The sequence below is a fragment of the Protofrankia sp. Cr1 genome (genome assembly GCF_963555865.1).
In the GTDB taxonomy this organism is placed as follows: domain Bacteria; phylum Actinomycetota; class Actinomycetes; order Frankiales; family Frankiaceae; genus Protofrankia.
This window is the reverse complement of the sequence record NZ_CAUVXO010000171.1, coordinates 1-9,956: the sequence shown is the minus strand read 5'-3', so window position 1 is coordinate 9,956 and position 9,956 is coordinate 1. Positions and strand designations below refer to the sequence as shown.

Sequence of the window (9,956 nt, the reverse complement as noted above, 5' to 3'; positions counted from 1 at the left end):
GGCCTGTTCTTCCCTCCCGAAGGGCTGAGAGGCGCCCAGGCCGCGGCCTGCTTTCGGGCCGCGAAAAAGATCTGTGCACCGTGCGGCGTCCGCCAGGAGTGCCTGGATCATGCGCTGGCTACTTCGGAGCTGTACGGGGTGTGGGGTGGGCTGACCCCCCGGGAGCGGACTCAGCTCGTGCGCGACGGCCGCCGGTGAATATTTATCTGATCGCGCTGATCAGTATCGACTATGCCGTGCTCGGGCTGGCGGTGCTCGCGGTGTGGATCTGCGTGCTGGCGGGGGCGTGGGTGGTAATACGCCTCGCCACGGCCTTCGCCGATGTGTGCTACCGGCTGTTGCAGACGCCGACGCCGCAGCCTCCTCCCGCCGTGACGGTCTGCGCGCGGTGTGCGGCGTGGCAATACCCACCCGAGATCGACCCAACCTGCGAGATCGACCCGAACTCTCTGGCGCAGATTCCGTGGCGGGTGGCATGACGGCCCCGCGGCCGCGGCCCGGCTGGCTGACGGGCTCGACTCCGGAGGCGCCCGGGCGGGCGAGCACGGACATTCCGCCGATGATCCGGGAGGCCGTCTACATCCGGGCGGCTGGCCGCTGCGAATCCTGCGGCCACTTGGTCTCCGTTGAGACCGGACGGCATGTCCATCACCGCCGTCCCCGTGGGATGGGCGGCAGCCGCGATACGGCCACGAACAGACTTTCGAACCTGCTCTGCCTCTGTCCGTCGTGCCACCAGCTGGTGGAGCGTCACCGCACTGATGCCCTGAACGCCGGCTTCCTGGTCCGCAAGGCCGCGGACCCGGCGCGGGTAGCCGTCGAGCTATGGGAGGGCCGCAGGGTCCTGCTGGCCGACGACGGCACCTACATCGACTACGAGGAGTAGCGGCATGGCGTTTCTTCTCGTTCCCGTGGACACACAGCTGCTCTGGGGCGGCGGGATGACCGGCGCAGCCCTGGGCCACCTCGTCCGCTCCGCCGGCCTCATTGCGACGGAGCGCGCCGAGCCCCACGACGGCTGGGTCCGCGCCGAGGTCATCGGCCCAAACCTGGCGGAGGAGCGGGCGCTGGCCCGCGCCGGTGCATGGATTCCCGAGCCCCGGCCCGATGGCCGCGGCTGGCGAATCCCCCACTGGGACATCGCCTGGGCCGCGACGCTCGCCACCCGCGCCCAGCTCATTAATGCGCAGGAAGGGGCGCCATGACGTTCGGGAAGACCTGCGACACCCTCTGGTCGCATCCGAAAGTCCGCGCTGCGAGTCGTGAGGGCCGCAGCCTCTGGCTGTTGGCTCAGAGTTACTCGATGCAACACCTAACCGACGGGTTCATCTCCACGAATGCGCTCGTGCTCCTGGACGCTACGGAGGAACACGCGGACTCGCTCGTCCGCTCCGGCCTGTGGGAGCTCGTTGTCGACGACGCCGGCCAGCTCGAAGGCTGGCAATTCCACGACTGGATCGACTACAACCCGTTGAAAGTCGAGGTCCTCGCGGACCGCCGGCTGCACCGCGCGGCCCGGGCGATGCCGAACCTGCGCGGCGAGGTCCGTGCCCGGGACGGGTCGACGTGCCGCTACTGCGGGAAGCACGTGATCTGGACGGACCGCAGATCCGCGAATGGCGGCACCTATGACGTGGCGAACCCTGCCGATGACGTGACCGCGGAAAGCCTGGTCGTGGCGTGCCGGGCATGCGCGAAACGGAAGGCCGGCCGCTCCGAGGAAGACTCGGGGATGCGCCTGCGGCGCCTGCCCGTGCGCCGTGACCAGCATCTTTCCCCGGTTCCGAGTCCATTCCCAGATCGTTCCGAGTCCGTTCCCAGATCTGATCCAAGTCCTTCCAAGGTCGTTCCTAGTTCTGTTCCCAAGTCGTACCTAGGTACGCACCAGCCCCCATACCCAGTCCCACCACCCCTTCGGGGTGGTGGTGGGACTGGGGTGGATGAACCAGCCAGCGACCACGCCCAGGAGCACAACCCATGCCCCACCCGGCCGACCGGCCCAGAACCCAGCCCCGACCGAACCGGTTCGACCACCCCACCTGCGGCATCACGGCCTGCACCTGCCCGCACCGCGGCCTGTGCGACCGCGGATGGAACACCGTCATCGGCGGTATCAGCGAGGGCGGAGCCGACCTCGGCTCGGAGACCGTCCGCCGGTGCCGCCGCTGCAAAACGGCGGCCGCCGACGCCGCCACCCTCCGAACCGCCCACGACGAGCCCCATCACGCTCGTTGAACGACCCGTAGAACGCCTCCCTGCCGGTGTCACCGGCCCAGAGGCGGCCCGCGCGGTGCTAGCCAGAGCCGCGGCAGAGGGACGAATGCGCCTCGTCCCGCACCCCAAGCTCGGTCGGCCGCCTGTCGAACCGGCATGGCGACAACAGCCGCTTCCGCTATGGCTCGAGGCTGCCTCGAACACGCCCGCCAGCGCCCACGCCGACGTACGGCCGGCCTTTCACGGCACCGACGCCCGGAAAGTCGGGTGATAAACGTCGGACTCGTGGTGCATTCTTCGCTACTGGAGGTGGCGAAGGATGGCGTACTACGTGTCCTCGGAGGATCGACTCGACGCCGAGGAAGCCGAAGCGACGCGCGACATGGAGCCGACGCATTCCCCGACCTGCCACGGCTGGCTCGGCACCGACCACCAAGGCCGGCCACGCCCCTGCCTCATCTGCCGTCCCTGGCTGCGCCAGCGCAGTCGGCGCAGCTACGACCCCTACGAGAAAGCGCCGCCGTGACATCCGATCCGGGTAACACCCGAGCAATCTCGATACTCGCCGATCTCCTCGACCCGGACTTCTCCGGACCGATACCCATGGGCGGGATAGACCTGGGCGCCTTCATCAGCGCCATCACGATGATGCTGACCAGCACACTTCACTCGATCGCGATCGCCCAAGGCGAAGAACCCGGGGACTACCTCCGCATGATCACCATGATGATCCGTAGCGAGGCTCTCTCCACGCCACCAACACCGCAAGCGGTCGCTGCCCCCACGTCCGATGATGAGTCGGACACGGGATCAATCGCCCTGCTCCACACGTCACGCGGGTCGTTCGCCAACCTCGGCGACATCGCCGAATTCGGCTTCACGATGGCCGACGGCCTGGAGCAACGGCCCGCAGACGAACACCTGGCCGGCTTTCGGCAATTCCTGTCCAGCATGGCCCGCATGGCCATGCGCAGCACCGAGGAATGCGAAGGCGACCATGACCACTGACCAGAATTTCGACGAATGGGCGATCATCGAACTGTTCGGGCACGTACGCCGCGCCGGCCGGGTGCGCGAGTGGGAAGTCGCCGGCCACGGGTTCCTGCGCCTCGACATCCCGGACGGAGGCCAATGGGTGACGCAGTTCGTCAACCCAAAATCGATCTACGCCCTCACCCCGACCACAGAGAAACTCGCCCGCGCGGCTGCCACCCGCTGGCAGCCCGAACCCGTCCATCCCTGGGAGCTCCCAGCGGTGACCGACAGCGATGACAACGAACAAGACCTAATCGAGGTCGACGACGAGGACGACGAGGAGATCCCGTTCTGATGAGCACCCACAACAACCCCAGGTCCCAATGAAGCAGCCGATGGACCTTGAGGAGGTCCTGGCATGCGCTGATCTTGTCGGCCGTAGCGGTGCCGCCGGCTTTGAGGTCGGCTACCTCGACGACGACCCGACGAACCCACGCTGGTACGCCCACGCCCAGTACCGCGGCGCCCGGGTCATCGTCGAGGACCACCCCACCCCAAGTGCCGCCGCCGACGCACTCGCCCAGCGCATCCTCGCCGGAGCCAAGTGCCGCTGCGGCCGGCTCGTCGCCACCAGCCCATACGGTGCCGTGGCCTACAACGGCACGCTCCTGACCGGCGAACGGTGGACGCATGAGCAGGCCCGGCAGACCGGCCAGTGCCTGTGGCGCCGGGCCGGGCCCCGCTGGGACCCGTCGTGCACCGCTCCGCCCATCACGATCACAGGAGCTCGACAATGACCGGCTACGAGCCAACCGGCGGTGACGGCCGATACGCACGCCTATACCTGCGCGATCTTGAACCTCGGCTCGAGGACGCTGTGCCCTCGATGGAAAGCACCACCGCCGGCATGGCCGTCGCACTCGACAAAACGCTGACTGCTGGAAACCCCCGTGACGCCGCCCGGTGGATCCGGCTCATCCGCGCCCGGACACGGCTCCCCACGCCGTGGACACCGGGTGATCCCCACGACTCCGCCCACAGCGACGCTGGACGGCAGAACGACGCGCACACCACCGCAGGCATGCCCGAGCTCCTCGCCCGCGTCGCCGACCTCGAGGCCACTGTCGCCCGCGTCCGCACGGTCGCCGATAAGCTGGACGAAGAGGCCCTCGAGTGCGACGACAGCAATTGGCTGGTCGCCAGTGGCGAGGCGGCTGGACTGCGTATGGGCTCAGACCGCATCCGTAAGGCGTTGAACGTGGGCGTGGCAGCCCAGAATCCGAGAACCTCATCAGCGTCATCACCGACGCCATGAACGAGGGGACCGCCTGCGAGGCCAACAGGCCCGAGAACGCCCACTACGTTCTGTGTGCACTAGACAACGCCGGATATCAGGCCGACACGGCCGAGGCGATGAGCGATGCGGACCGAGCCGCACTCATCGCCGTCATCGACGCCGCCCGCCGACGCTGGCATGCCGACCACGCTGATACTCCGCCCGTGATGCGCACCATCGCCGACGCGGTCCTAAAGCGCGCGGCCGGACAGTCCATGCCGCCCGTCGCCGAACAGGCCGGTGTGCAGATCCGCGCCGTCTCCTGCCTCCTACAACAGGCCGCCGACCGGCTCACCGTCGCAGAGCTCGCCGCGCTCGCAGGCTGGGCCGGACTAGAGATCATCGCCGGGCCAAGGGGTGAGGCAAGCCTCGCCGGTCTCGGTCACGATCGCCGTTGATCAGAAGGGATCCCCTCCAGTAATGCAACTGATCGTGGAGCTGACGGGGCATACCCCGCTACTCATGCATAACATTCGGCTCGCAGACCCGGATGATCCGATCACAGTGGAAATCGCCGGGATCACATCGAAGAAGAAGAAAACCCCGGAGGACCGTGCGGATATCGCTCGCCTTGAATGGCATGGCTGCCTCTACGCAGACGACGATGGCCCATACATCCCGACCGCGAACGTCCGCCGCTCCTTCGCGAAGGCGGGAGCGATTCGCCGGCTCACTACCGCCGTCAACCGAGGTGTCATCATGCGGACAATGCAAACCGAACTCGGCTATCCCGGCCCCAGGGGCATCCCCGACTTGTGGGCCCGTGAGGAGTACCGCCACCGCGCCATGGTCGGAATACAGGGCAAGCGCACACCCCGCACCCGCCCGATCTTCACCGAATGGTCGCTGGCCGTCGAAATCGAGCTCCTCACCGACGCACTCGGTCTCGATGACTTCACTGACATCGTCTCGACCGCCGGCCGCTGCGAAGGACTCGGCGACAATCGCGTCAACGGCTACGGCCGCTTCGCCACCACGGTCATCGAGATGGCACAATGAGCGCCGCGGGGCGTGGCACGGCATGGCGTGGCTTGGCGTGGCCTGGCAAGGCTTGCTGGCGGCGGGGTCGGTGAACTGACCTGATGAGACGGTTCACTCCCCGCAGCCCCGATGGACGCTCCGAAGCGCAGGTTGTCGTCGACCTGGTCCTGGACGATCTCTCCCCGGGTGAGGTGCTCACCTACGACACGCTGCTGACCCAGTTGGACCGGGACGACATCCGCCCGGTCTACAAGGCCGTGGCGGAGGCGAATAAGCGGCTACGCCGGGACCACCAGCGCAGCCTGGTCGTGGTTCCCGGAAAGGGGTACCGGCTCCTTCACGCGCATGAGCACCCGGCTCAGGCGGATGAGCGACGTACGGTCGCGCGTCGACGGGTCGCCGAAGGAGTCATGATCCTTCGCGCTACCAGGCTCGGGGAACTGTCCGAGGCAGCCCGGCAGGCCGTCGTCGGACAGGTTGTGATCTACGAAGGGTTGCAGGCGCAGCTCGACCACCAAGACCAACGCCTCCGCCGCCAGGAAGACGTGCTGGCCTCGGTCGCGCGCCGGGTGGAAGCCCTCGAAACCGGTCGCACGGCGGGAACAAGCTCGTGAAGACAGTTACCGCGGCTGCGACGTCGCCCGGTGAGGCTGCAGCCCTGTTCTGGGCTGATCTGATGTTTGGCCGGCCACGGATGACGGCCAGTTCCGCGAGGCCAAGGTACTCACCGACGCTGTCTGACCCTGGCCTCGCAAGAGTGTCACTCTGACCTTTTCTGGGCGCATGATGGCGGTGTGGGTGGTGTCGATGGCTATCTGGTCGCCGCGGCGACTGAGATCGCCGACTGGTGGGATGAGCTGTATGCGGATCGGATGCCGGGGACGGCCCGCCGGTGGGCGGAGCGGGGTGGCGATCCGGCTCCGGGCTATCGGCGCATAGCCGCGCTCCCGCCGGCCCATGACTGCGGGGAGCCGTGGATGTGGGCACAGGATTCGACACCGGAGCGGCCGCGGCCGTTCTGCCCGCGCTGCGATCTGGCGGCCGGGCCCGGGGCATCACGAGCGCCGCTACGGCTGGATGCGGTGGACGCGGCCAGCCGGATATCCGTCACGGTACGGACGTTGGAGGCGACGACCCGGGAGGTCCTCGGGGACGGACCCGCCTCACAGGTGCTGACCCGACGGGACCTCCTCGGCAAGGTTCGGCCGACGGCGGTGCTGCGCGCTCTCATCGTCCCGTCCGAGCCGGACGGTCGGGTGGTGGACTCGGCCCGCTACCTCGCCCGGCAGGCCGACCGGATCGCAGCAATAGATGACCTCGCTGACGTCGCGGTCGACGAACTGCGTTACGCCCGGGCGGTTCTCCGCGCGGCGGTGGGCACGACCGACCAGGTCCGCCCGCTGGCGGCGCCCTGCCCGATCTGCGACACGTTCTCACTGCGAGCGTTCCTTACCTCCCAGGAGGTCATCGCCTGCACGAACGCCGCCTGCCGCTGCGACCGGTCAGACTGCGGCTGCCACGACGGCACCCAGCACCGCTGGCGCTACCACCCGGATCCTCGCTACGACCAGTGGCAGTGGCTCGCTCTCATCCTCGAGCAAGACCTCAACGTGCTCCTCGAGGATGAGGATGAGGACCAGGCGGCCATCGATGTCGCCTGATCTGCTCCTGACCACCTCGCAGGCCGTCCTGATGCTGCGCGCCTCCGGTGTCGAGATCGATCGGCATCACATCAAGGAGTGGTCGCGGCCGCGGCCCCGGCCGCGAATCCGGCCGGCTGGCTGGCGTGGCCGTGAGCGGCTGTGGCGCTGGTCGGAGCTCCTGGCGGTTGAAAGGGAGACGCGGGCACGGCGCACGCGCTTCGTGACCAGCCGCGATGTACCCTCCAAATGCGTGCGGTAGCCATCCCAGAAACAGGCCGACCGCCCTTTCGATCTGCCCTGCCAGGACTGCCGGGATCGGCTCCGGCACTCTCAGCCCCGCCATCGCGCGGGGCTGAGTCGTCTCATCACACGACCGCATCGCGGATCTCAGACGTTCCGTTCAGCCCGGGATCCGGGCTCCCACCCTTGGAGGCCTCCCGTGGCGTTTCCTGGCAACCTGACCACGATCAACGTGCAAGGCTCGTGGATCAAACCGGATGGCACCGTCGCCGCAGGCTCAGTCTGGTTCGAACCATCGGTCCCGTTGGTCGACGCTGGCGGGGATGTCATCGTCGCCCCGGTCAAGGTCGCCGCAACCCTGGACGTGAACGGCGCCATCAGTGTCACGCTCCCCGCGACGGATGACACTGACGTGTCCCCGACGGGCTGGACATACACCGTCACCGAGCGGATCACCGGAGCGCCCCAGCGGTCCTACTCCATCGGCGTGCCCGTTTCCTCCCCCGGCGGCATCCTCCGCCTAGACGATGTCGCATCCGTGGCGAGCTCCACCGGAACGGCGACCCTGTACCGGCTGCTGACCGAGCTGGTGAACGTGGTGGCCACCTCGGGCGCCGCGCAGACCATCCCGGAACCCGCCGTTCAGGGTGTCAGCGACATCACCCTCAGCGCCAACTGCACCCTGACGTTCCCCACGCTCGTAGCCGGCAAGCGCCTACGGGTGACGCTCCGGCAGGACGGCACCGGCTCCCGGACCGTCACCTGGCCATCCACGGTCCGCTGGCCATCCGGCACCGCACCCACGCTGACCACGACCGCGGCGAAGGGCGACCGGCTCGAGTTCGAGGCCGTCGGCAGTGTCTGGGTCGGCCAGGTGCTCGGCCAGAACTACACCATGACCTGATGACCACAGCAGCCTCACCGCCAGTCTTCGACCATCTGATCATGCTGGACGGCGGGCGGACCGAGGAGAGCAGGACCGGGACCTGTGCGTTCTTTCCCGGCAGTCCCGACAACCTGATCACAGACCAGGAGGGCAATGTTTCCGGTCTGTGCGGCCGGCCGATCGTCGCCCGGGCGGTCAGTCGTCCCGGCTCGTCCGGGGTGTGTGCCGAGCACGCCGACCATGTGCAGGACTGTCGGGTCTGCGCGCCGTACCTCGAGGCGCTGGAGAGGTTCACGGTATGACCGGACTGCGACAGCTGGCCCCGCTCCTCGCCTGCTCCCTCATCGCGGCGGTCGCCTACAACGTCGGGGTGCGCCGCGGACGCCGGGCCGTCGACGTCGACGTCGACGAGATGGCCCTGGTAGAGGCGACGCGGGAGCCATCGCCCCGACTGAAAGCGGTCTGAGGGCGATCCCGTGCCGGTCTCACTCCCGAACCTGCCGGCACCATCCGGGGAACCCGAGCCGCCGTCTCAGCTCCTGCGCCCATGCCTGGACGGCTGCGGCCGACTGACCGACCACCGGCGCTGCCCGGACTGCGCCGGTGCATGGAACGCGGCCCGGGACGCCGCACGCGGCACCTCCTCCCAGCGCGGCTACGGCACTGAGTGGCGGACGATCCGAGCCCGGATCCTCATCCGTGACGGTCACCGCTGCCACTGGTGCGGCCGATGGGCGGGCACCGTCGACCACGTCAAGGCCAAAGCCGACGGCGGCACCGACGACGACACCAACCTCGTCGCCGCATGCGGGCCCTGTAACTCCTCCCGCGGCGGCACCACGGCCCAACTGAGGCGCGAGAGTTGACCAGATACCGGACGCCAGTCGCTGAGGCGCTGCTCGCCGATCCCGACGTTGTCACAGTTCTCAGTCGTGATGTTCTTCCGGTTCGCGAGCCCGAGATGTCAACAGACTCACCACAGAATGGCCATCGCCCTAGGTAACCAGAGTTGGTCACCAACGGTCATCGAAACCGCAGTCCTGAGATGCTTCCAAGCACACTCTGTGAGCGAAATCGGCTACCAGGTCGGAAGCCGATCGCGAAGTCAGCAGGAGGAAGACCCCCGATCCACCTCTCTCGCAGGATGTACGGGTTCCGGACCGGCAACCTCCACCCGACCACTACACACCGTTACTTATTACTGAGAGTGATTGATCTCCGAGAGTGATCGGGCCCACCGCTACGACTCTCCGTAGATGACGGGGGTAGCGATGCCAGGCCCAGCACCGAAAAATCCCGGCTCGCGGCGCCGTCGGAATATCGGTCCTCCCCTGCGTTACCTCCCCGCCGGCGGACGCACGGGCGATGCACCCGCATGGCCTCTCCCACCACCGGTGGATGTCCGTAATCGCATCCAGAAGATCCGCGCGGAACGCGAGCTGTACCTGTGGGACGAGGCGTGGCGGACACCGCAGGCCGCGGCATGGGAGCAGGATGGCGTCGAGCACGACGTCGCCATGTACATCCGCTGGACGGTGCTCGCCGAGAAGGGCGATGTTCGCGCCGCGGCTGAAGCTCGGCAGCTCTCCGACCGTCTCGGCCGCTCCCCGATGGCCATGAAGCGGCTTGGCTGGGCGATCGCCGGTGACGAGCTCGCCGACCGTCGGGCCGACCGTCGTGG

At 67.9% G+C, this 9,956-nt stretch carries 18 protein-coding genes and 2 pseudogenes; 19 read left to right on the top strand and 1 reads right to left on the bottom strand.

Annotation, left to right across the window (positions count from 1 at the left end):
• From U9980_RS14700 to U9980_RS14685, 5 genes and pseudogenes are all read left to right on the top strand, one after another.
• Positions 1–198, top strand: a 198-nt coding sequence (locus tag U9980_RS14700; RefSeq protein WP_322768430.1) for a WhiB family transcriptional regulator, incomplete at its 5' end; no start/stop codon positions are given.
• A complete protein-coding gene (locus U9980_RS14695; protein WP_322768429.1) occupies positions 195–479 on the top strand; it encodes a hypothetical protein in 285 nt (94 codons plus the stop codon). The genes U9980_RS14700 and U9980_RS14695, both read left to right, overlap by 4 nt.
• A pseudogene (locus U9980_RS28565) lies at positions 476–727 on the top strand (HNH endonuclease); the annotation flags it as partial. The gene U9980_RS14695 and the pseudogene U9980_RS28565, both read left to right, overlap by 4 nt.
• Before the next feature lie 15 nt (positions 728–742).
• Entirely contained in the window at positions 743–886 is a 144-nt protein-coding gene (locus U9980_RS14690) for a hypothetical protein (protein WP_322768428.1), read from the top strand.
• Positions 887–890: 4 nt separating this feature from the next.
• Positions 891–1,205, top strand: coding sequence for a hypothetical protein (locus U9980_RS14685; protein WP_322768427.1), 315 nt, complete (start codon positions 891–893; stop codon positions 1,203–1,205).
• Positions 1,206–1,312: 107 nt separating this feature from the next.
• On the opposite strand, the gene U9980_RS14680 is transcribed toward U9980_RS14685, so the two are convergent.
• Positions 1,313–1,450 carry a hypothetical protein gene (locus U9980_RS14680; protein WP_322768426.1) on the bottom strand — a complete coding sequence of 46 codons (138 nt, stop codon included), beginning with the start codon at positions 1,448–1,450 and terminating at the stop codon, positions 1,313–1,315.
• Between the two features lie 1,083 nt (positions 1,451–2,533).
• On the opposite strand from U9980_RS14680, the gene U9980_RS14675 reads away from it, so the two are divergent.
• From U9980_RS14675 to U9980_RS14610, 14 genes and pseudogenes are all read left to right on the top strand, one after another.
• Positions 2,534–2,740 carry a hypothetical protein gene (locus U9980_RS14675; RefSeq protein ID WP_322768425.1) on the top strand — a complete coding sequence of 69 codons (207 nt, stop codon included), beginning with the start codon at positions 2,534–2,536 and terminating at the stop codon, positions 2,738–2,740.
• Positions 2,737–3,222 carry a hypothetical protein gene (locus U9980_RS14670; protein WP_322768424.1) on the top strand — a complete coding sequence of 162 codons (486 nt, stop codon included), beginning with the start codon at positions 2,737–2,739 and terminating at the stop codon, positions 3,220–3,222. The genes U9980_RS14675 and U9980_RS14670 overlap by 4 nt, the downstream gene beginning before the upstream one ends.
• A complete protein-coding gene (locus tag U9980_RS14665; RefSeq protein WP_322768423.1) occupies positions 3,212–3,544 on the top strand; it encodes an acetyltransferase in 333 nt (110 codons plus the stop codon). Before U9980_RS14670 ends, U9980_RS14665 begins: the two co-directional genes overlap by 11 nt.
• Positions 3,545–3,584: 40 nt before the next feature.
• Entirely contained in the window at positions 3,585–3,986 is a 402-nt protein-coding gene (locus U9980_RS14660; protein ID WP_322768422.1) for a hypothetical protein, read from the top strand.
• The gene (locus U9980_RS14655) at positions 3,983–4,504 is read left to right on the top strand and encodes a hypothetical protein (protein WP_322768421.1); all 522 of its coding nucleotides are present in this window, start codon (positions 3,983–3,985) and stop codon (positions 4,502–4,504) included. Before U9980_RS14660 ends, U9980_RS14655 begins: the two co-directional genes overlap by 4 nt.
• A complete protein-coding gene (locus U9980_RS14650) occupies positions 4,501–4,923 on the top strand; it encodes a hypothetical protein (protein ID WP_322768420.1) in 423 nt (140 codons plus the stop codon). The genes U9980_RS14655 and U9980_RS14650 overlap by 4 nt, the downstream gene beginning before the upstream one ends.
• 22 nt (positions 4,924–4,945) lie before the next feature.
• Positions 4,946–5,524, top strand: a complete 579-nt coding sequence (locus U9980_RS14645) for a hypothetical protein (RefSeq protein ID WP_322768419.1) — start codon at positions 4,946–4,948, stop codon at positions 5,522–5,524.
• An 83-nt stretch (positions 5,525–5,607) separates the two neighbouring features.
• Entirely contained in the window at positions 5,608–6,120 is a 513-nt protein-coding gene (locus tag U9980_RS14640; protein WP_322768418.1) for a hypothetical protein, read from the top strand.
• 180 nt (positions 6,121–6,300) lie between these two features.
• Entirely contained in the window at positions 6,301–7,167 is an 867-nt protein-coding gene (locus U9980_RS14635) for a hypothetical protein (protein WP_322768417.1), read from the top strand.
• Positions 7,168–7,588: 421 nt separating this feature from the next.
• On the top strand, positions 7,589–8,293 hold the full coding sequence (locus tag U9980_RS14630) for a hypothetical protein (RefSeq protein WP_322768416.1): 705 nt from the start codon (positions 7,589–7,591) through the stop codon (positions 8,291–8,293).
• Entirely contained in the window at positions 8,293–8,577 is a 285-nt protein-coding gene (locus U9980_RS14625) for a hypothetical protein (RefSeq protein ID WP_322768415.1), read from the top strand. Before U9980_RS14630 ends, U9980_RS14625 begins: the two co-directional genes overlap by 1 nt.
• Positions 8,574–8,741 (top strand): hypothetical protein, encoded by a 168-nt coding sequence (locus U9980_RS14620; RefSeq protein ID WP_322768414.1) that lies wholly within the window; start codon positions 8,574–8,576, stop codon positions 8,739–8,741. The genes U9980_RS14625 and U9980_RS14620 overlap by 4 nt, the downstream gene beginning before the upstream one ends.
• Before the next feature lie 10 nt (positions 8,742–8,751).
• Positions 8,752–9,141 (top strand): HNH endonuclease, encoded by a 390-nt coding sequence (locus U9980_RS14615; RefSeq protein ID WP_322768413.1) that lies wholly within the window; start codon positions 8,752–8,754, stop codon positions 9,139–9,141.
• Positions 9,142–9,669: 528 nt separating this feature from the next.
• Positions 9,670–9,956: pseudogene (locus U9980_RS14610) on the top strand (hypothetical protein); the annotation flags it as partial.

Excerpts from the sequence above, each read along its gene's own strand:
- U9980_RS14650 (WP_322768420.1), top strand. The coding sequence starts at position 4,501 with ATGAACGAGGGGACCGCCTGCGAGGCCAACAGGCCCGAGAACGCCCAC.
- U9980_RS14625 (WP_322768415.1), top strand. The coding sequence starts at position 8,293 with ATGACCACAGCAGCCTCACCGCCAGTCTTCGACCATCTGATCATGCTG.
- U9980_RS14620 (WP_322768414.1), top strand. The coding sequence starts at position 8,574 with ATGACCGGACTGCGACAGCTGGCCCCGCTCCTCGCCTGCTCCCTCATC.
- U9980_RS14655 (WP_322768421.1), top strand. The coding sequence starts at position 3,983 with ATGACCGGCTACGAGCCAACCGGCGGTGACGGCCGATACGCACGCCTA.
- U9980_RS14645 (WP_322768419.1), top strand. The coding sequence starts at position 4,946 with ATGCAACTGATCGTGGAGCTGACGGGGCATACCCCGCTACTCATGCAT.
- U9980_RS14685 (WP_322768427.1), top strand. The coding sequence starts at position 891 with ATGGCGTTTCTTCTCGTTCCCGTGGACACACAGCTGCTCTGGGGCGGC.
- U9980_RS14640 (WP_322768418.1), top strand. The coding sequence starts at position 5,608 with ATGAGACGGTTCACTCCCCGCAGCCCCGATGGACGCTCCGAAGCGCAG.
- U9980_RS14675 (WP_322768425.1), top strand. The coding sequence starts at position 2,534 with ATGGCGTACTACGTGTCCTCGGAGGATCGACTCGACGCCGAGGAAGCC.
- U9980_RS14665 (WP_322768423.1), top strand. The coding sequence starts at position 3,212 with ATGACCACTGACCAGAATTTCGACGAATGGGCGATCATCGAACTGTTC.
- U9980_RS14660 (WP_322768422.1), top strand. The coding sequence starts at position 3,585 with ATGGACCTTGAGGAGGTCCTGGCATGCGCTGATCTTGTCGGCCGTAGC.